Origin of the sequence: Bacillus sp. AFS059628 (assembly GCF_002571225.1) — a bacterium.
Taxonomy (GTDB): domain Bacteria; phylum Bacillota; class Bacilli; order Bacillales; family Bacillaceae_G; genus Bacillus_A.
The window spans coordinates 21,244-44,989 of sequence record NZ_NVEC01000047.1; the positions used below are offsets into that span (position 1 = coordinate 21,244).

Genomic DNA, 23,746 nt, shown 5'->3' on the forward strand with positions numbered 1-23,746 from the left:
CAGATAATTAAGTAAAAAAACACCTAGCCTGTAATTTGACTAGGTGAATATCCCAATAACGTCTTAATTAAGGAAATAAAGCGGTTGTTACAATAGAAACGCCTTATAAACTTAACGTAAACATTCACCTGTAGAATTATCTGTTGTTAAGCATTGCGTAGCGAATCTTAAGAAAATAGCGGACCATTTATCTTCATGTTTAAAATGAATTATCAATGCTCCGTCTTGAAACACACCATTATCTTCTATCCACTCTTCTGTGCCAGTGTTCCCTTGATTCATATGAACATCATGCATCCCTTTAAGCCCGTTTCTGTTTAGAAACTCCAGTTTGATCCTTCTTTCTTCTTCATTTGAAATATTTCTTGGATATCTAAAATTTCTGGGTGTTCGTGGATATGCATCTCCAAAAAAATATATATCAGCATCGCTTTTTTGTGCCTTTCTAATTCGATCATGTATGAACTCATTTAAATCATTGTATTCCCCTTGTTCACTATCTTTAGTTGTTGGCACTTCGACAAATAATTCATTTAAATTAGTTGGATGACTTAGAGTAAATATACTACTGCGAAGATAATCTAGTGCAATCCCACTTTCTTTTCTAGCTTGGCCATCAAAATCTAAAATAGTTAGACCATAGTCTATCTGCTTAAGGTTTTCTAAAGAAAAATTCATTGCATTTTGTGGTTGGAAGTCGTCTACAAAATAACAGTACAAATTACGTGTAAATCTATTATCTGTCGACGAAGACCTTACATTAACTTTAATTTCTATTCCAAAGTCATCTTCTAATGCGCTTTTAACCTTAAAGCTGTAGTGAGGATTATCCTTTTCATCTCTTGTACATATAACTTGTCCTTCTAGCTTTTGATTTGGACCTTCTCGTGGAGTTTCACATCTAATTTCATCTATAGTACTACCTTTCCCCTTAAATACACCATATATCGGAAGTGACATATACCCATCCACCTTCTTTTCTTTAATAATATCTACTGTCCCATTCCGTAATTAATCTAATTTTATAAAATAATACATATTCTCCATTTAAGCTTTCACACATACTCGTTATGATTTGTAAGAAGAAACTTAATTTCCTTAAATTTCCAATAATTATTTATGTTTCTAAGTTACGTGTGAACAGGAACCTCAGTAAAGAGTGCAATCCCGAGGGCCTCTTCAACATCACTAAAATGATTGGCGAAAGTTCTTGATCCATCTATAGTTCCACCAAACAATAATCCTATGACGCGATTTTGCTCATCGACAATGACTGAACCTGAGTCCCCTCGATCAGAAAATCTAGGATTTCTGGTAGTATCCGGTGCAATGGTAATTTGATTTGTTAATGTCACTACACCAATACTATGTCCATAAGGAATTGAAACAGTACGATCAAGACCAGTTACAGTTCCAAAGGTCAATTTAGTCGTACGACCATGCTTACGAACAGCCGTGCCGAGAGCTGGCGAGGCTTTCCCTTTTACCTTACCAATATTTAGAATTTCTGATGATACTGACCTATTTTCAATAGTAGAAATAGCGGCATCAACTTGCTGGTTTTGACAGTTGAATTTATTACTAAGACATGCATTATCTAATTTTCCGATTAAATCATTTGAACATCTACCACCGTCAGGTCTACCTGGTTGTGTCATTTCATCCCCTCGGGCAAATGAACTGTCAACGCACATGACGTGAAAATTACTTAATGCGTAAAACTTGTTATCTTCTTTCTGAACAATAGCTCCAAGTGTACCAACATAGGTAACTTGATTGCCTTCTTCATTAGTAAAGGTTCTACACGGACCTACGCTAGTTCCACCGATTAAAGGTTCAAACCTGCCTGTTTCAACTTCAAGAACGGGTGTATCCACTGGAACCTCTAACACTTGTAATACTACCTCTTTCTCTTCAATAACATCTGTTTTTACCCCATCAATTGTTCGAGGAACTTCATCTTCTGGATTCACGTTTTCCTTCTTTTTTACAAATGTACGTATGGTAATCTCGTCAGTTCGCTTTCCCTCCACATATTTAAATCCTACATCGACACCTATGACATTGGGCTTGCTTAGTAGTACATTTTCGTTGGCTCTTTTAATATCTATAAGTTCTTTTACTTTTTGATCCATATAATTCCTTCCTTTGTAAGAAATTTTAGAAAATACAACTTTATTAAGAGTAGTGAAATCTACCCATGCCTATCATTTGTTATACAACAAGGTAATATAAGTGCTAGTTCTTACCACAATGATTAAGTATAAAAAATACAAGTAACAAAGAGAAGAAGCCCCCATTGTGAGGATTTTTCTATTTTATAAAATAATGAGGTGCGCAATTTTGACCAAAAAGGAGTATATAAAAATGTCTCACACTGAGCTCATTGATGAATATTCTTTATATATGAGTGGATTGGGCCGAAAACAATCTACTATCACTACCTACCTTTATGAACTTGCTCTATTTTTATAATGGCTAGAGAAACACCAGGATGTCTCATCTGAAAGCCTAAATTCATTAACTAGCAATGACATACAAAAATATTTAGATTCCCTTACAAGTAAATCTAAATATGCTGCTTCTTCTTTAAAACAAAAATACACATGTATTAAGAGCTTTCTAGGATTCTATAATGCTCCGATAGATATAAACAAAGAACCAGGATATTAAACGCCTATTATCAACTATGCGCAGCTTAGAAGGGCTTTCTGAATATCAAGCTAATGGAAGAAAATATATCTTAAAAAAAGAAATGTGAGTTCTAGACATAAGAGACTCTGACATTTTTCAAGTACAGTTAGTAGAAAAACAAGAGCAAAATTCTTGATGATAATAGGAAAATTTAAAAATTGAACAAATAATCGCCCATAGGGATTGGTATGAGTCAGGTCTAATATTTTTTCTTCTATCTTCGTTATATAGGTAAAGACACAATTATATATAGACAATCTACAAGAACATAAACTTTCAAATACATTCTAAGTAATGAAGAATAAGATAAGGAGGGATAGGCTTGTTTTATCGTCAATACTCTATAAATCCATATTATTATCCTATAAATTCAAATCCTCGTCCTATGAGACCATATTATTATTTTTTTAATCCTTACCGTCCATGCCCCATAGCTCCTCCTCCCTGCCAATATTACAGGGATGATGAAGGTTATTGTATATTATTGTGTCCAGAATAACTATAGGTGGCTTTAGCTTGATTATGTGCAATTACAATAAATTTGTTTAATTTTAAAATCCTGATCATGCATTAAACCGTTCCAATTTTTGAACAATTTTCAAATTACTAAACAACAACGGGGAGGGAATGACAACGATGGGTCTCTATTTTTATAATGGGACTAACGAAATGGTGCAGATTGTTTACGCTCACCCCGATCCCAACTGTGAAGGTAACATTAACAGGAAGGAGAGCGCGAAGAAGAACCAGGACAAGAAGAAGTAAGCAAAAACTAAGAAAGGGAGCCGGCTCGGATAAATCCGCGGGATTTATCCGACATGTCCTGATTTAACTCCCCAACTTCGTCGAAGGGATAAATCGAACATGTCTGTGTTCCCGTTTTACCACTCTAATCCATAATCTCGATTTTTTTAACGAATCATCCGAAAGAATTCTCCTTCCTCGAGCATGTGAAGGGCGATACCCCAACGGTAGGTGGGAGGTGAATTTCGGTTTGGCATAGCCAAAAACTTTTGATAAACTAGCTATATGAAGTTCTTGGATAACTTGATATATGAGGTTGCAGGAAGAAAATAGAGTGTGAAAACCAAGCCATTCGATTCCTGCGTAAAATATCAACCATACCAAAAGAGCTTCCAAGCGTTGGACATCTAGGGGTGGAACACCCCGAAGTAACGCTTAGGGAGACGAAAGGTTGCTTTCGTCGTGGAACTGAGAAGCTCCCACTTCAAGTTTTGCTAAGTGGCGAGTAGTTCACTCATTGTATTATCCTACAATAAATTCATTACTTCTTGTCTTTCTATCCACTTATCTAGCTTATTCTTCGTATCATCATTTAATCGTTTTCTTTTACCGGATAACATCCTTGAAAGTGTTGAATATGAAATATCGATTTCTTTCGCTAACTCACGAATACTTTTATTATTCTTCTCTTTATACGTGTTCATTTTTTCAATATAGAACTCAATACTATTAGGTATTTCTTGATTTGGTATACTTATTGGCTTCTCTTCAATTACAGGTGGCTTTTCTTCAATCTCGATAATTAATGGTGACTGCAGCTTACTTTTCTTAGTAATCAACTCTTGTTGTAATTTAACAAGTTCATTTGTCGGAGAAATAATTACTTTTAATTTTAGCCAGTAATTCTCAAACCAGTTTTTCCCCTTACATTTTTCTTCATCAATTTCAGGAGAGTATTTCCACTCTTGAATTACTTGGTCTCTCATAAGATCATCTAACATCTTTTCGAAAACTTGTCTTATTAGGCTAGGTTTTCTATTCATACTTATCTCCATTACTTGTAATAGCCCTTTAGGACCACCAATACTATATAAATGAGTTAGATGTTGATAGGATTGTTGAATACGCCAACGCCAACTTAGATATCTAGTTAACCTTTTGTGATATCTCTGCTGCTTGCTGTTATACTCCAATGCTTTCTTAGATAATAAACCTGTTAGTTTTTCAGAACCATATAGATATTTCGATAAAAAACTACCTGGTGTAACGTTCATACTCTCTATTCCCAATGTTTTATCCGTATCAATATCTTTTGCAATAATAATTTCATCCATTACAAATAACCTTCGAATTCTTTGCTTTTTATAAGCTAAGGTTTCATTTGGATCCTCTTCATTTAAAATGTGCTTGTAGACAAAAATTAATAATAAAGTTGTTTAAATCTTATTGAACTAAAGCACCAGTTAGTTCAATAAGAAAAAATTATCTATTATTATTAAAGTGGCCCACCTTCAAAACCAATAGGCCATCCATCGTCTTTAAATTTTACTTTATACTGAAACTCAAAGTGACCATCATAAATAAAAGCTAAACTAAACCCAGAAAATATATAATTTTCAAAATTAACCATCTTCCCAAAACATATTGTGGATAGATAGTAGTTCTTCATTTCTTGATTAGGGAAGAATTTCTGTAAATATTTTAATGCACAGCTTATATATAGATGGAGTTCATCGAATGTTTTTTCTGACATTTCGATAATCTCCACATCGGGATTTTCATTATTCCCTTGAATAATAATATCCACATCTTCCCATTCTCCGATATTAATACTATAAAACCACCGTTTTTGAATGAGGTAATTCTCATTTTCGTATACAGGGGGATTAACTAGGTTTAATTTTTTCACCTCATCTTTAGTTAACGGTTTATCAAGAATAAGCTTTTTATGCAAAATTTCTTTGATATTAGAGACAATATATTTAGATTTGTTTAATTCTAAAGAGTCCATTTTCCACCTCATAAATAATAAATAAAGTAAATTCCCCCTTAAGTATATCATCATCCTTATTCAACTATCCTGCACCGTTAGTTCAATAAGAATTAAACAACTTTATTGTAAATTAAACAACTCTATTCACATAAATTTCTTTATAAGCAAGGCTATATTCTTTGTCTGCATATACATATGATTTACAAATCCCTTCTTAATGCCGCAGTAATCTAGATACATTACTGCTTACCGCTCTTCATTTCAAGCATTAAGATATAACTCCCTTTCAAGCCTGCAACCTTTAGTTTTAAGAGGTCACTAATACATAAACCTATATTGTATAACTACTTTACTACATTATTTGGGACAAATTTTAATTTAAACCCTATATTATCTATATTTATTAAACCTTTTCTGTTTTTGGAAAAGAGATACCAAAAACTGTTTTATTCCATGGACTACTTTCAACCCATATCCTGCCCTGGTTTTTTTCTACTAAGGATTTAGCAATAGCAAGCCCTAATCCGCTACCTCCATTAATAGAATTTCTTGATTGGTCACCACGATACATTCGTTCAAATACATGATCTAAATCATGTTCCGCGATTCCCTGTCCTTTATCCCAAACAAGCAATTGGAATTCTTGATTTGATTCCATGAGTTCTATTCCAAGTACTTTTCCTTCTTTCCCATATAAAATAGCATTTTTTATTAGGTTATCTATAATTCTTATAATACTTAGATAATCAGCCGTGATAAAACATTTTGTTTTTGGTAAACTAAGCTTTAACTCCAAATTATTCTTCTTGATTTCAGGCAAATGCTCAATTAATACTTCTCTGGTAATTTCAGTTAACTCTAGAGATTCAGGATTTATTAAAACTTCATCTGCATCTAGCTTTGCCATATTAAATATTTCATTGATTAATTGCTTTAAGTTGCTGGATTTTTTTGAAATAATTTCAAGATACTCTTTTTTCTCTTCTCGAGAAACAGCTATATCATCTTTTAAAGCATCAATATATCCTATAATAGATGTAAGAGGAGTTCTGATATCATGAGAAATACTTGATAAGAGCCTTTTTCTCGCATTTTGAGCTTTAATGGATTCGATTTGAACTCTCTCTAACTGTTCAATTAATTCATTCACAGAAAATATCATTTTATTAAATACATTATCTTCATTTACAATTAACCTTGTTGTTAAATTCCCTTTAATTACACGTTGTAACTCCTCAATCATTATTTTCAAACGATTAACGAAGTGAAACCTTATAAGTAAGAGAAAAGTCGTAAAGAAAAATAGTACTATGTACAAAACAAGTTTATTTATTCCTAATAGCTGATTATTTAAATCTGTAAAAAAAAGTCCTATAATACATAATAATTGAAGAATATTAAGTAAGATAATTTTATCGCTATACATTTTGGTCACCTACAAACTTATATCCTATTCCCCAAACTGTTTGTATTAATTGAGGATTAGAGGGATCCACTTCTATTTTTTTTCTAAGTTTTCGAATATGGACCATGACAGTATTATCATCTTCTAAATAGTTGTCCCCCCAAACATTACGGAACAACTGAGATTTTGTAAACACTTGCTCCGGATTTGAAGCAAAAAACCTTAGTAGTTCCATCTCTTTTGCAGTTAAAGGAATCTCTTCCCCCTCTTTGAAAACAGTATATTTTTTCATATCAATTGAGATTTCTTTAAACTCTATACGTGTTTGTTCTCCATCCCCTGCTTCACTTCCTAAAACTAAAAATCTCCTCATAAGAGCTTTAACTCTAGCCACTACCTCATTTATACTAAAAGGTTTTGTAATATAATCATCTGCGCCCATACTTAAACCTAATATCTTATCAGTTTCATGATTTTTAGCAGTGAGCATTAGAATAGGAACATTCGTTTTTTCTCTTAATTTTCTGCAGACCTCAATCCCATCAATTTTTGGCATCATAAGATCTAATATAAACAGATCATATTTGTTTTTATTAAATAACGAAAGAGCGTGCTCGCCATCTATAGCAACATCAACCTTATATAATTCTCGCTCCATATATTTTTTTAATAAATCTCTAATTTCTTTTTCATCATCTGCTATAAGAATTTTAATTTCTCGCAAAATAACACCTGCTTTCATAATTTCTATTATACATGTCCAAAATTATTGCGCTTATTCTCTTTAATTTATAAGTCATCAAAATAAGAAAATTGGCATTTCTTTAAAGAAATGCCAATTCTCAAAAATTAAACTGTTTCAAACGCCAATATGTCGTTTATTATATTAGCATTCTTTTTAAGAATATCTAGCTTTGAATTTGATAACATTTCCATATGGGTTCCGTACCCTTGAATTATCCTGAAATTCTTCGTAGTAGCATTCTCCCACAGTAAATTATTTTCATCTTCTTTTTCTTTTACTGATTTTATATAACTTATATTTCCATCAATACTGCCATTTGTTGTTGTACTCTGTACATACATATAAGACTTCATAATTAATTCTATCAAATAATCACTAGCTAATTTTTCTAAATCTTTATATTTTTTCAGATTGAATTTTTCATGAAGTTCTCTCTTACACTCTTCCTCTGTATAAAGATTCTGTTCTACAATCGTACGGTATTTTGAATCAATAAGAATAAGATTTTCTACTTCAAAACCTTGTCTATTCAATTCTTTTGCCACATCGAATGCAAGAATTCCACCAGCTGAATATCCCACTAATGTGTATGGTCCTTCTGATTGAATATCTTTTATTATTTTAACATATTGTGCAATTCTATTTTCAGATTTAATAAAATTAAAACTGTAAACCGAATATGACTCAATATGCTTTGCTAACCCCATATATGCTATTCCTATTGAAGCAGCAGGTGGGAAACAAAATAGTTTTTTATTGGTGCTTGTTGAGCTACTAAGTTGAATACAATCCTCTGTATAATCCTTTAACATTTCTTTTGCACCTTCTAAGAACGCTGAAAAACTTCGGACTGTAGGTTTATCAAATACATCTTTAAACGGTACTCTAAAGTTTAACTCTGCAACTATCCTTGAAACAAATGTCATAACGTTTAAAGAGTTCGCTCCGATATCAAATAAATTAGTATTCATACCTATTTTTTTGATATTTAAAATCTCTTCCCATATGCTAACAATTTTTTCTTCTAAATCATTTCTTGGCGGTTCGTATTCTAATTCATATTTGACATTTCCATCTGGTGCTGGTAATGAATTTATATCTATTTTACCATTTGTTGTCAACGGTAATTCCTTAAGCTGTGTAAAAAATGCCGGTATCATATAATTTGGAAGTTCTTTTGATAAATATCTTCGCATCTCTGTAACAGTAATTGCTTTTTCTTTATTCTCTAAAACAACATATGCACAAAGATACTGACTATTCTCACCGTCTATTCTTGCAACAACTTTTGTTTCTTTTATATTATCTAATTTTAGAATTTGATTCTCTATTTCTCCTAATTCAATTCTATAACCACGAATTTTTACTTGATGGTCAGTTCTCCCTATAAATTCGATATTTCCACTAGGCAACCATCTTGCAAGATCCCCTGTTCGATACATCTTTGCTCCAGGTACATATGGATTTGATATAAATTTTTCTGCTGTCAATTCAGGTCTATTTAAATAACCTGTAGCAACACCATCTCCACTTATATAAAGTTCTCCTTCTATTCCTACTGGTAATATCTTTTGATTATCATCCAATATATAAATTTGAACATTATCAATTGGCTTCCCAATAGGTACCGATATGTGTTTATCGTCATTAAGGCTATATTTATAAATCATACAGCCAATTGTTGTTTCTGTCGGACCATACTCATTATAGATTTCAATATTATGATTGAAACTTTTTGAAATTTCTCTTGCTAACTCAGTCTTTAAATCTTCTCCACCCACTATTAATCGTTTTATACTTGAATTGCAGTTATCAATATCTCTTATCAACCTTAAATGGGATGGTGTCAATTTTACTATACCTACTCTATTATCCTTAAAGATTTTTCTTATAATTGGTTCATCCCCATCATTATTGTAAATAACTATTTTATTTCCAGAAATTAATGGTGTGAATAATGATGTAATTGTAAGGTCAAATGAGAAAGATGAATACAAGGCAAAATCTAAGGCCTCTCCTTTGACATATTCCTTATTTGCCCATGTTATATAATTGACTAGGCCTCGTTGCTTCAGCATAGTTCCCTTTGGCATACCTGTAGAACCCGAAGTATAAATCATATAAGCTAGATTGTTAGTATTACTTGTTACTTTTATATTTTCAGTAGAATAATGATTATACTCTTCATCTAAAAATACTATTTCTTTGCTTAACCTCACTGCATCTTTACCTTTTGTAAGTATTATATTTGTTCCACTATCCTCTACTATATACTTAATTCGCTCTTCAGGATATTCAGGATCTATTGGTAAATATGCTGCTCCAGATTTTAAAATCCCCATAATTCCTATAATCATCTCTAGAGAACGTTCAAGCATGATACCTACAACTGTGTCTGGTTGAACTCCTTTATTCTGGAGTATCCTAGCTATTTGGTTAGATTTTTCATTAAGTTCTTTATAAGTAAGTTGCTGCTTATCAAATACCACAGCTACCTTATTTGGAGTCCGTTCTACCTGTTCTTCAAATAAGCGATGAATTGTTTTTTCTTTTGGATACTCTGCCTTTGTTTCATTAAACTCATTCAAGAAATAATGCTTTTCTTCTTTTGAAAGGATTTCTAATTGATTCACATTTTTATGTTCATCCTGCACAACTTGGTCTATAACATTTTTCAGATGATTTGCTATGTTCTGGATGAGTTTTTCTGAATAGAGATTTCCATCATATGATATTTTGAGAACAAGCTGTTCACCAGGAACGACAACTATTGTAAATCCATAGTTGGTTTGTTCAATCCCTTTAATATCCTTAAACACGAAACTACTCTTACTTTCTTCTTCCTGAAGTAAACGTTCATCAAGTGCATAATTCTCAAAAATCATTACATGATCAATTAAATCCCTTTTCAAATCACTAAGAGACTGTATATCTGAAAGATTCATATAGTTGTATGCTTGGCTTTCTATTGCTTGTTGCTGTACCTCTTTTAAAATATTTTTAAAGCTCTTCTGTTCTTTTATATTAATTCTCGTTGGAATTGCATTAATGAATAATCCAACCATTTTTTCAATTCCAGCTACTTTGGCATCTCTACCAGAAACGACAGAACCAAATACAACATCGTCTGTATGATTATACTTGGCTAAAATAATCCCCCATAAAGTTTGTAGCACAGTGTTTAACGTAACATTATTTTGATTAGCCAATTCAGTCATTTTTTTCGTAAATTCCCTTGAAAATTCAATGAGCGTCTCTTGTCCATGGTACTCTCTTGTACTATCAATTTTGAACGATGGAACTTTCGCAGGTTTTTGATATCCTGCTAAATATTGTTTCCAATATTGAATTCCCTCTTCTTTTTCCTGTTCTCCTAACCATCTAATATAATCACTATATGGTCTTGGCTCTTCTAAATTAGGATACTGTCCTACTTGTTTGTTTCCATAGATATGGAACAATTCTCCCAAAATAATACCTCTGCCCCATCCATCGAACAAGATGTGATGATTACTCCATATAATTGTATAAGCCTTATCATCAGTTTGAATAAGTTCCAGTCTAATTAAGACATCTTTACTAAAATCAAAACCTTTTTCTCGATCTTGTTCAATGTAGGTTGTTATACTTTCTTTTTGCTGATCTATTCCTTGCTGTCTAATATCTCGGTATCTAAAGCCAATCTTTCGACCTTTTATAATTACATTTTTTGGTTTTTCTGTAATTTCATATTCAATTGCTGTCCGAAGGATTTCATGTCTTTTCATAATATCGTTCAAGCTTTCCTCGAATAAATTGACATCAATAAACCCTTTGACATCAATGACAAGTTGTTCAAAGTATGCACCTGATTGTGGATCTTCTAATGCATGGAATAGCATACCCTGCTGCATATTAGCTAATGGATAAATCTTTTCTATTTCTCCCCACCTATTTTTCGCCTTGATTTCCTCTAGTTGTTCGAAGCTTAATTCTTTGTCTCCGTAGTCAAATGGTGTTTTTTCAGCCTGTTCCTTAGAAATGCAATGATGGATTACATCACGAAGAGCAGCCTTGAAAGCTTCTGTAAACTCCACTACGACATCCTCTGCATATACTTTTGTATTATAAGTCGTATCAATAGTGAGCTTTCCATCTAAGACAATAGCATTCATTTCTATAGGTGTTTCTCTTGTATGTTTACCCCCAATCGACTCTCCTGCCGATATCCAAGAAGAAGAAAAGATTGTATTATTGAGATCTGCATCCATTTGACCTAAGTAATTAAACAGAATAGGTGGCTGTTCAATATTCCATAAATCTGAATCTCCACTCAATTGTTTTAAAACCCCATAGCCTATTCCCTTATTCGGAATTCTTCTAAGAGACTCTTTCACTGTTTTAATAGTCATTGAAAGGTCCTTTTCATCTCCTAAATTGATGTATACAGGATATTTGGTTGTAAACCATCCAACTGTTCGGCTAATATCTACATTTTTTATAATCCGTTCTCTACCATGGCCCTCTAGACTAATCCTAATTTTATTTTCACCAGTTACTCTCCTTGTAGCTATTAAAAGAGCACTAATCAGTAAATCATTGATTTCAGTATGATATGCTTGATTTGTTTCTCTTAACAATCGGCTTGTTTCCTCTATTCCGAGAGCGGTACTAAAAGTATCACTATCCTCATATCGGAATAGTCCAACTTCCTCTTTTTTCTCTAAAAAGTTAACATTATCCTTTAATGTGTTCACCCAATATTGCTTTTCTCTAAGGATTTTTGCACTCTTAGCATACTCGTTGAGCTGAGTAGCATACTCTTTATAAGAAGTCGTTTTTGGATAAAACGCTATTGGTTCGCCTTTCATTAGCTGGCTGTATCCAAGTGCAAAATCTTCAAATAGGATTCTCCAAGAGATTCCATCCACCACAAGGTGATGAATAATAAGTAACAGATGGTCTCCAACATTCGTCTTAAACTGTGCTACATTTACAAGAGGTCCTTCTTGTATATCAATTTTCTTCTGTAATATTGTCGCAAGTTCTTGAATTTTCACATCTGGATTATCTTCTCTCGAAACGTCATAAACATAAAAACCAAATTGATTCTTTTCCACTTCTCGATTAAATTGAAGTACTTCATTATTCTCCTCTTTATAAATCATTCGTAAAGCATCATGATGTACAAAAATTGCTTCCATAACTTCTTGTATCATTTCCTCTCGGAATCCATCTTTCCTATACAACATAACTGCATGATTATAATGATTTACATCTTCTTTTCCATTCATAAAATACGCTTTTTGGATTGGAGTGAGCAACACATCTCCTGTTTCAATTTCATAAGAGCCTTCTTGTATGGTCTCAATATTGACATAGTTGCTTAAAAACTTGATTTCCGGATAGGTAAATAGATCTTTCATCTCTAACGTGATACCTTCTCGTGATAAACGTGAGATAATTTGTAAAGCTTTAATAGAATCTCCACCCGAAGCAAAAAAGTTATGGCTAATCCCAATTGGCTTGACTCCTAATATATCTTCCCATACCTTCACAAGTCTTTCTTCTACCTGATTTCTTGGTTTTTCATAATCTACTCCCTTACTCACATCAGGCTCTGGTAAGGCTTTTTCGTCTATTTTTCCATTTGCCGTAAGTGGAATACGCTCCATCTGAACAAAATAAGATGGAATCATGTATTCAGGGATTTCTACTTTTAAGTACGCTCTTAATTCTTCAAATGATAGGTCCCTCTGGGACGTAATATATGCACATAGATATCTTCTTCCGTCCTGACCTTCTCGGTCAATCACGAATGCTTCTTTAATTTGTTCGTGTTTAACTAAATGACGCTTAATCTCTTCTGTTTCAATTCGATAACCTCTTATTTTCACTTGACCGTCAATCCTACCTGCAAGCTCAATTCTACCATCTGATAGTCTTCGAGCAAGATCCCCTGTCCGATACATTTTTTTATTTGGTTCAAACGGATTTTGAACAAATTTTTCTTCTGTCAAATCTGCTCTGTTTAAATATCCACTTGCTACGCCATCTCCTGATAAGCATAATTCACCATAAACACCTTCTGGGACAAGTTTCATTTGTTGATCCACTACGTAAGCCTTCATATTCTGAATTGGTCTTCCAATCACAGGGCATTCTTTGAAAGCTACCATTGTATCATAGTCAATAACTTGATATACCGAACCAATTGTCGCCTCTGTAGGTCCATAGTGATTCATTACCGCATGATTTGGGTAATGTGTATAGAATGTTTCAACATCTATTGGATTGATTTTCTCTCCACCTAACACGACTAATCTCAAAGTTTTACAGCTCTGATTATTTGAGAAACTCGGATCATTCACCAAGACGTTAAAGAGAGACGGTGTTAATTTCAAATAAGAAATCCCTTGTTCTTCTATATACTGTAATGCTTTCTGAGCATTAGTATATACTTCTTTTGTAACGAGATGCAGTTCACATCCATTTAAAAGTGATGAATATAGACTTGTATAGCCCAAGTCAAATGCATAGGAAGATACTAACATTGCCTTATCTGTTTCTTTTAGATTCGCTTCCTTTGTAAACCAAGTCATGTAGTTTACAACGTTGTTGTGCTGAACACATACACCTTTAGGTGTACCAGTCGAACCTGATGTATAGATGATATACGCATTATGATTCCATTTATAATTGACTAATAAATTTGATGTATCCCTCTCTTTTATAGAATCATCTTCCATGGAGATTACTTCTCCATTAAATTGGAGAGTTTCTTTCCTTTCTCCTTTTACTATCAATAGGCTAGCATTACTGTCCTTTAAAATGACATTCGTTCTTTTATCCAGTTGTTCAGGATCTATTGGTAAGTAAGTAGCTCCTGCTTTTAATACGGCCATAATTCCAATAATCATTTCAAGAGATTCTTCCACTAACATACCTACTGTTATCCCTGGCTTTGCTCCTTTTTCTTGAAGCAACCTTGCCATTTGATTCGCTCTTTCATTCAGTTCCAGATACGTAAGTTTCTGATTTTTAAATACCACGGCTACATGGTGAGGTGTTCGTTTCACCTGTTCCTCAAATAATTGTGAAATTGTTTTATCTTTCGGATAATCAGCTTTTGTATCTTTATCATCCTGCAATAGCATCTGCACTTCTTCTTCTGAAAGCAACATAATATCCTGAATGCTTTGTTCTGGCTTCTCAATAATTTCTTTAAAAACCTGGATTAAATGTTTAGCTAATCTTTCTACAGTTTCCTTCTTAAATAATTTAGTTCTGTAATTTAATACACATGTGATACTACGCTCTTCTTCAACAGCGGTAAGTGTTAAATCAAATTTAGAAACATGCGCCTTCATTTGATATGGTGAGAAAGTTAAACCTTGTATTTCAAAATCATCATAGTCAAAGTTTTGTAAGACGAGCATTGTATCAAACAAAGCACTTCTGCTCATATCTCTCTTTAAATCTAATTTTTCAACTAATTCATCAAATGGATAATCCTGATTTTCATAGGCTTTTAAAGCATTCTCTTTAACTTCTTTTAAATAATCCTGGAATGAAACGTCTCGTTTTGGATAATTTCTCATTGCAAGAGTATTAACAAAAATACCCATAATCTGTTTCAAATCATCATGAGGTCTTCCTGCGATTGGAGATCCCACTACGATTTCCTCTTGCCCCGTATATTTTGAAAGTAAAGTTGTATATCCAGCTAACAGAAGCATATACAGCGTCACACCATGTTCCTTCGCCATCTTCTTAAGATTAACATATATGTCACTATCGATTTCAAAATGTACAAGGTCACCTTCTGTACTTTGAATTGGCGGTCTTTTATAATCTGTCGGCATATTTAGTACTGGTACTTCTTCTTTAAATACATGCATCCAATACTCTTCTTGTTTTTTCATTTCTTCTTGAGTAAACAATTCTCTTTGCCATACAGAATAATCCTTATATTGAATGCTTAATGGAGATAATTCTTTCCCGTTGTATAACTCAGCTAATTCCTGTGTAAAGATCCCCATTGATACACCATCTGATATGATATGGTGCATATCTAATACAATCACGTGCTCATCATCTGTAACATGTATGATTTCAACCCGTAAAAGAGGAGCCTTCTCCAAATCAAACGGTTTAACAAATCCATTGATCATATCATCTAGCTTATTGGTACCCATTTCTCTATACGTCACTTGGAAATCTATGTCTTTTTCAATCTTTTGAACTGGTTCACCATCTACCATTACAAAAGAAGTTCTTAAAGCTTCATGTCTTTCGATTAATTTATGGAAAGCCTTCTCAAGTTGCTGAACATCCAAATCACCTTTTATCTTCATGGCGAACGGTATATTGTAAGATACTCCGCTACCCTCTATTTTGTTTAAAATATAGAGTCTTTTTTGTGCAGATGAAAGTGGATAATAATCTTGTTCTTCTACTTTTTTGATGGATGCATATACACTTTCTTTTGTAGAGTCAATAAATTCTCCAATCCCTTTTATAGTAGGTGTTTGGAAGATTTGTCGTAAAGGTATCTCCACCATAAGTTCCTTATGGATTTTAGAAACCATCGTAGTTGCTTTAAGAGAATGACCTCCTATTTCAAAAAAATGCTGGTTGATACCGATTTTTTCTACTCCTAAAATTTCCTGCCAAATGGATACAAGTCTTTCTTCGACTTCATTCCTTGGTGCCTCATACTCTACTCCCACAACTGCACTTTCATCAGGTTCTGGTAAGGCCTTTCGGTCCACTTTTCCATTTGCTGTAAGTGGTAGTTTATCCAACTGAACGAAAAACGCAGGAATCATATACTCTGGAAGCTCTTGCGCCAAATCCTTCCGAATTTCTTGTAATTTAGATTCTTTCTTACGTGTTTCAGACGTAAAATAAGCACATAAATATGGTTGACCATTATTATCCTCTCTTGCGATGACAACGGCTTCTTTAATCTCTTTCTGTTTCAAAAGTTGATTCTCTACCTCACCAAGTTCAATCCTGAAACCTCGAATTTTCACTTGATGGTCAATTCTACCTAAAAATTCGATATTCCCATTAGGCAATAACCTTGCAAGATCTCCTGTCCGGTACATCCTTTCCCCTGGAATGAATGGATTTGGAACAAACTTCTCCGCTGTGAGCTCTGGTCTGTTTAAATAACCACGTGCCAAACCTTCCCCACTTACACAAAGTTCACCTGCAACTCCTAATGGCACTAAATTATTTTCCATATCAAGGATATAAACCCTGTTATTACTTATTGGTTTACCAATAAGTACCTTCTGATCTTCCTGTTTTAATTCACATATTGTAGAACAAACACTATTTTCTGTTGGACCATATTCATTAAACAATTTTACGTGAGGCATTTTCTGAAAATGTTTTGTAATTAGATTTTCATTAAAACCTTCACCTGCAATTGTCACAAATCTCAAATCTACTAAAGGCTTATCAATAGTGTTTAATAGATTATTATAATAACTTGGAACAGCTAACAAATTAGTTACTTTATTATTTTGAATAATATTTATAAATTTACTGAAATTCATTCTTATATCTTCTATTAAAATTAATTTACCTCCAGAAAGCAAAGTAGTAAAAATATCTTCAACAGAGCTGTCAAAAGAGAAAGAAGGCATCTGTAACGTAATATCACTTTCACTATATTGATATGATTCTATTCTCCAACATAACGTATTGAGAATAGATTTATGATTCACCATAACACCCTTTGGTTTTCCAGTTGAACCTGAAGTGTATATTATATAAGCCATGTCAGAGGACTTATTTAGACTAGGCAAGTTTTCTGTAAATCTATCCTTAATCTTTTGTACATTTATATCAATACAAGTTAAATCATAATCTACATGTTTATTTTCTTGTTTTAACAATATTTCTATACCACTGTCTTCTAACATATATCTTCTTCTATCCTCTGGATACTCAGGATCAATTGGAAGGTATGCTCCCCCGGCTTTTAATATCGCCATCATACCAACTATCATTTCAATCGAACGTTCAACCATAATACCAACCACAGTATTAGATTTCACACCTTTTTCTCTTAGCAGAGCAGCGACTTGATTAGATTTTTCGTTAAGTTCCCAATAAGTCAATTGTTTATTTTCAAACACAACTGCAATATTTTCAGGTGTCCTTTCTACCTGTTCTTGGAACAATTGATGGATCGTCTTCTCTTTTGGGTAATCTACTTTTGTATCATTAAATTCATACAATAAAGTTGTTCTTTCTTCTTCTGCAATTATGTCTATTTCATTTATTTTCTTATTCTCATCTGCAATCACTTGTTCAGTTACTTTTTTAATGTGCATTTCGATATTATCTATTATTTTGTCATCATAAATATTGCCATCATAAGTTAAAACTAAATTTAACTTCTCACCTGGAGTTGCAGCAATACTAAAACTATAATTGCTCTGCTCTTCTGCATGTATATCTTCTACCTCAAAACCTATATCCATTTTTTCATTTCCGGCAATACGTTTATCAACAGCATAGTTCTCAAACACAATTATATGATCAATAAGATCATTCTTTAATTTACTCATTGCTTGAACTTCAGCTAAATTCATATAGTTATAATTATTGCTAGCTATAGCTTCACTCTGTACAACCGTTAAAACCTCTTTAAACTTCTGATTCTTTCCAAGATTTATTCTAGTTGGAATGGCATTAATAAATAAACCAATCATCTTTTCAATTCCGTCTACTGGTGCTTCCCTTCCCGATACAATAGTTCCAAATACTACTTCGTCTGTATTGTTATACTTCGCCAAAATAATACCCCAAATACTCTGGAATACTGTATTAAAGGTTACGCTATTCCTATTAGCAAGCTGTGTAATCTTATTTGTTAGTTCGTTCGAAAATTCAATTACTTTTTCTCTTCTTAAATACTCACTATTATTCTTAGTAATCTGTAATTTTGGTATTTGCGCTTTCTCTTCATAACCATCTAAATATTGCTCCCAATAACTTTTACCTTCTTCTTTATCTTGCTCTTCCAGCCATTTTATATAATCGCTATAAGGTTTCGTTTCTTCTAACTCATATTCTTCACCATTTATTAATTTTCCATATACAGTGAATAACTCACCTAATACGATGCCAAGACACCAACCGTCCAATAAAATATGGTGATGACTCCATACCAATTTATATAAGTTTTCATCTGTTCTAATCAAACATACTCTCATTAAAGTATCTTTACTTAAGTTAAATCCCTTTTCTGTATCTTCTTCTCTATAATTTTTTATGAATAACTCTTTTTCTATAGTTCCTCTTTCACTTATATCGCAATATTGAAAACCTATTTCTCTATCCGCTATTATTATTTGTCTAGGCTCCTCAACTATTTCATATTCAAATGATGCTCTTAGTATTTCGTATCTTTGCATGATTTTATTAAAACTTGTTTTTAATATCTCTACATCAATGTATCCTGTTATATCCATGACAGTTTGTTCAAAATATGCTTTTGAATTTTTGTTTTCCAAAGCATGGAACAGCATTCCCTTTTGCATATTTGCTAACGGGTAAATCTTTTCAATTTCAAAATCTTTATACTTCTCTTTAATATCCTTAAGTTCACTTAGAGTTAATTTAGTATCCCCATAGTCATAAGGCGTCTTTTCCACCTCTATTTGACTAACACAATGATCAATTATAGTTTCAAGACTTTCTTTAAACTTATCATTTAATTTCCTGATTGTTAGTTCATCAAACTCTAGCTCATTAAAGGTAGTATTTATAACCAATTCATTATTAATAATTATCGAATTGATTTCTATCGAATTATTTCTTGAAATCTTTCCTCCAATTGTTTCCCCATAAGAAAATTTTGATTCAGAAAATTCATTTCTGTTAACATCATTATCCATTTCACCTAAATAGTTAAATGAAATTGGTGCTTTTTGTTCATTTAATAGATACTTCTCTTTTGATAAATATTTTAGTATACCAAATCCGATTCCCTTGTTAGGAATTTTCCTTAAAATTTCTTTTACCATTTTTATATTAGTAGCAAGATCGGTCTCATTGCCTAAATCTATAAGTACTGGATACATAGTTGTAAACCAACCTACAGTCCTACTAATATCTACATTTTCTAAGATATCTTCTCTTCCATGTCCCTCCATATTTATTTTTATACAATTTTCACTTGTTATCTCTCTAGCACCTAATAATAAGGAAGTTAACAATATGTCATTTATTTCTGTATTGTATGCTCTATTGGATTTTCTTAATAAACTTATAGTCTTTTCCTTATTTAAAGAAATACTAACTGTTTTACTATTTTCGAATGTGTCACTTTTGAGCTCTTTTTTTCTAGGTATAAATGCAACTTCAGTATTTGCTATCTCTTGCCAATACTCTTTTTCCTTTAATAATTTATTGCTACTAGCATACTCCCTCAGCTTAGAGGAAAATTCTTTAAAGGATTCAGTTTTGAATCCAACGTTTAACTTCTCACCTCTTAAATCCTGAGAATATAGAGTTTCAAAATCTTCTAATATTATTCTCCATGATACTCCATCTACTACAAGATGATGAATGGTAATAAGCAGATGATCACCTTGATTCGTTTTAAATAAACAAAGATTAACAAGTTTACCATTTTTGATGGAAGATTTCTTTTGGATATTTGTCGCTAATTCATATATTTTCTCTTCCTTATTCTCTACTCCCTCAACATCATGAACGTATAAATCAAAGAGGTTATCCTTATAGCCTCTATTATACTGAATGATCTTTCCATCATTTTCTCTATAAATCATTCTAAGGGCATCATGTTGCTCTAATATCTTATTAAAGACTCTCTCTATTCTCTTTTGATCAAATCCATCTTCCCTAAATAGCATAAATGATTGATTAAAATGATCTAGTTCTTCTTTATTTTTCTCAAAATACCATTTTTGAATTGGAGATAATATTACTTCTCCTGTAACTATTTCATAAGGTTTTAACCGTTTGTTTTGCTTTTTTACATACTTACTAAGATCTTTAATTTTAGGGTTTGCAAATAGATCTTTCACTTCTAACTTAAGATTTATTCTAGACAACCTGGACACAATTTGCAGAGCCTTAATAGAATCCCCACCTGATACAAAGAAATGATGATTTATCCCTATATCCTCTATGCCTAGGATATCCCTCCAAATCTCAACAAGATGTGTTTCAACTTCATTTCTTGGTGCCTCATATTCTACCCCTGATTGACTACTTCTATCTGGTTCTGGAAGTGCTTTTCGATCCACTTTATCGTTTGATGTAAGTGGTAACTGGTCAAGTTGAACAAAATAAGAGGGAATCATGTAATCAGGGAGTTCCTTTTCTAAAAATTCTCTTATCTTGGCTGAAGATATTGCTTTTTCAGACACAATATAAGCACTTAGATACGTATGATTTTCCTTATCCTCTTTTGCTACTACTACGACCTCTTTTATATCTTGATGTTTTAACAACTGGATCTCTATTTCACCAAGTTCTATTCTATACCCACGTATTTTTACTTGATGGTCAATTCTTCCTATGAATTCAACATTTCCATCAGGCATCCATCTTACAAGATCACCTGTACGATACATTTTTTCCCCACTGACGAAAGGATTTTCCACAAATTTCTCGGCAGTTAAAGCTGGATTATTTAAATAACCTCTTGCCAATCCAACTCCAGATATACATAACTCTCCTGTTACTCCAATTGGACAAAGCTGATTATACTTATTAACTATATAAACTTTAGTATTATACACCGGTTTTCCAATTGGAATATTATCATCATTTTTATTCATTAAGAAACTTGTAGTTACTACTGTATTTTCGGTTGGACCGTAGGCATTTACAAGCTGATAGCGGGTATTCTTATTTAAAATTAACTTTTCGCCACCGGATACTAACATTCTTAAAGAATGATTATCTTGTAATATAAATTGTTCACTTACCTTAGATGGGAATGTTGCAACTGTTATGTCTTTACTATTCATATATTCATTTAATTTATCTAGATCAAGCCTAATATCTTTGCCTAAAACATGCAAAGTAGCTCCGGTGATTAAGCAAGGGAAAATTTCTCCAATAGATGCATCAAATGAGACTTTCAAATAGTTTGTAATTCGATCTCTTTCTGTTATTTTATGAAAATCTACATACCAATTACATAAATTGACTAAGGAATGATGTTCCACTAACACCCCTTTTGGTAAACCCGTGGAACCAGACGTATAAATGACATAGGCTAAATCATTTCTATTATTACGCCTTTCCATATTAATTTGCTCTTGATTTTTTATTGTTTCATCATCAATTGAGATTTTAGTTATACATTCATTATTGATAAAATGAAGTTTATCGTATAAATGAGTCTGCGTTAATACGAACTTTGTGTTACTATCTTCTACCATATATTTAATTCGCTCTTCAGGATATTCAGGGTCTATTGGTAAATACGCTGCCCCTGATTTTAATATCCCCATGATACCGACAATCATATCTAAAGAACGTTCCACCATAATTCCTACAATCATTTCTGGATGAACATCCTTATCATAAAGTAATCTAGCTACTTGATTGGATTTTTCATTGAGCTCCTTATAAGTAACTTGTTGCCCCTCAAATTCTACGGCAACCTTGTTTGGAGTTCTCTCTACCTGCTCCTCAAATAATTGATAAATGGTTTTATTCTTTGGATAATCTATATCAGTTTCATTAAATTTATTCAAAAGAATGTGCTTTTCTTCTCCCGAAAGCATATCTATTTGACCTAAACAAACTTCCAGATTATTAGTAATTTCTCTTAAAATACTAACAAAGTGCTCTGATATTTTAGCTATTGTCTCTTTCTTAAACAATTTTGTACAATATTCTAAATCAAATTTTATGATGTTATTAGTTTCTACTGCTGATAATGTCAAATCAAAATTTGCTATATTAAGTTCACTATCATATGTTTCAAAACTTAACCCTTTAATCTCTTCATTAGAGGTATCTAAGTTTTGTAGCACAAACATCGTATCAAATAATGCACTTCTACTCATATCTCTTTGTAAGTCCAGCTTTTCAACCAATTCATCCAAAGGATAATCTTGATTTTCATAAGCCTTTAATGCATTTTCTTTTACTTCTCTTAAATAATTACGAAATGTTTTATCTTCATTTGGATAATTTCTCATCGCAAGGGTATTCACAAACATTCCGACAATATTTTCAAAATCATGATGGCCTCTTCCTGCAATTGGAGATCCTACCACAATATCATCTTGACCCGTATATCTTGAAAGTAAAGTTGTATATCCAGCTAACAGAAGCATATACATGGTAACCCCATTTTCTTTTGCAATTCTATTAAGCTTCTTTGTCAACTCACTATCTATTTCAAAACTTCTTCGGGCCCCTTCAACACTTTGTGTCGGCGGCCTTTTATAATCTGTTGGCATATTTAAAATAGGTACTTCTTCTTTAAAAACATTTATCCAATATTCTTCTTGCTTCTTCATTTCCTCTTGAGTAAACAAGTCTTTTTGCCATACTGCATAATCTTTATACTGTAGGTCCAATGGGGATAACTCTTTCCCTTCATACAGTTTACAGAGCTCTCTATTTAAAATGTTCATTGAAACTCCATCTGAAATGATATGATGCATATCTAATACCACCACGTGCTCATCATCTGTAACATGTATGATTTCAACCCGTAAAAGAGGAGCTTTCTCCAAATCAAATGGTTTAACAAATCCATTAATCATATCATCTAGCTTATTGGTACCCATTTCTCTATACGTCACTTGGAAATCTATCTCTTTTTCAATCTTTTGAACTGGTTCACCATCTACCATTACGAAAGAAGTTCTTAAAGCCTCATGTCTTTCGATTAGTTTATAGAATGCATTCTCAAGCTGATGAACATCCAAATCACCTTTTATTTTCATAGCGAAAGGCATATTATAAGATACTCCGCTACCCTCTATTTTGTTTAAAATGTAGAGTCTTCTTTGGGCAGATGAGAGCGGATAATAATCCTGTTCTTCTACTTTTTTGATCGATGCATATACACTTTCTTTCGTAGAGTCAATATATTCTCCAATTCCTTTTATAGTAGGTGTTTGGAAGATTTGTCGTAAAGGTAGCTCCACCATAAGTTCCTTAT

Annotated in this window: 6 protein-coding genes and 2 pseudogenes; all 8 read right to left on the minus strand. The window is 32.7% G+C overall.

Annotated elements, in window-relative coordinates:
* Nucleotides 1-111: 111 nt before the first annotated feature.
* The gene (locus COL05_RS15805; protein WP_098669314.1) at nt 112-960 is read right to left on the minus strand and encodes a DUF2278 family protein; all 849 of its coding nucleotides are present in this window, start codon (nt 958-960) and stop codon (nt 112-114) included.
* 170 nt (nt 961-1,130) lie between these two features.
* Nucleotides 1,131-2,033 carry a S1 family peptidase gene (locus COL05_RS15810; protein ID WP_257152576.1) on the minus strand — a complete coding sequence of 301 codons (903 nt, stop codon included), beginning with the start codon at nt 2,031-2,033 and terminating at the stop codon, nt 1,131-1,133.
* Between the two features lie 1,932 nt (nt 2,034-3,965).
* A pseudogene (locus COL05_RS15820) lies at nt 3,966-4,868 on the minus strand (helix-turn-helix domain-containing protein); the annotation flags it as partial.
* 65 nt (nt 4,869-4,933) lie between these two features.
* Nucleotides 4,934-5,449: a hypothetical protein gene (locus tag COL05_RS15825; protein ID WP_098669319.1), complete on the minus strand. Its 516-nt coding sequence runs from the start codon at nt 5,447-5,449 to the stop codon at nt 4,934-4,936.
* Nucleotides 5,450-5,581: 132 nt separating this feature from the next.
* Nucleotides 5,582-5,769 (minus strand): annotated as a pseudogene (locus COL05_RS32345) (hypothetical protein); the annotation flags it as partial.
* A gap of 65 nt (nt 5,770-5,834) precedes the next feature.
* Nucleotides 5,835-6,857 (minus strand): sensor histidine kinase, encoded by a 1,023-nt coding sequence (locus COL05_RS15835; protein ID WP_180233461.1) that lies wholly within the window; start codon nt 6,855-6,857, stop codon nt 5,835-5,837.
* A complete protein-coding gene (locus COL05_RS15840; protein ID WP_098669317.1) occupies nt 6,850-7,560 on the minus strand; it encodes a response regulator transcription factor in 711 nt (236 codons plus the stop codon). The genes COL05_RS15835 and COL05_RS15840 overlap by 8 nt, the downstream gene beginning before the upstream one ends.
* Before the next feature lie 125 nt (nt 7,561-7,685).
* Nucleotides 7,686-23,746: non-ribosomal peptide synthetase (locus tag COL05_RS15845; RefSeq protein ID WP_098669321.1), on the minus strand; the 16,061-nt coding region annotated here is incomplete at its 5' end.

Coding starts and splice junctions, on each gene's coding strand:
- COL05_RS15805 (WP_098669314.1), bottom strand. CDS start 960: ATGTCACTTCCGATATATGGTGTATTTAAGGGGAAAGGTAGTACTATA.
- COL05_RS15825 (WP_098669319.1), bottom strand. CDS start 5,449: ATGGACTCTTTAGAATTAAACAAATCTAAATATATTGTCTCTAATATC.
- COL05_RS15835 (WP_180233461.1), bottom strand. CDS start 6,857: ATGTATAGCGATAAAATTATCTTACTTAATATTCTTCAATTATTATGT.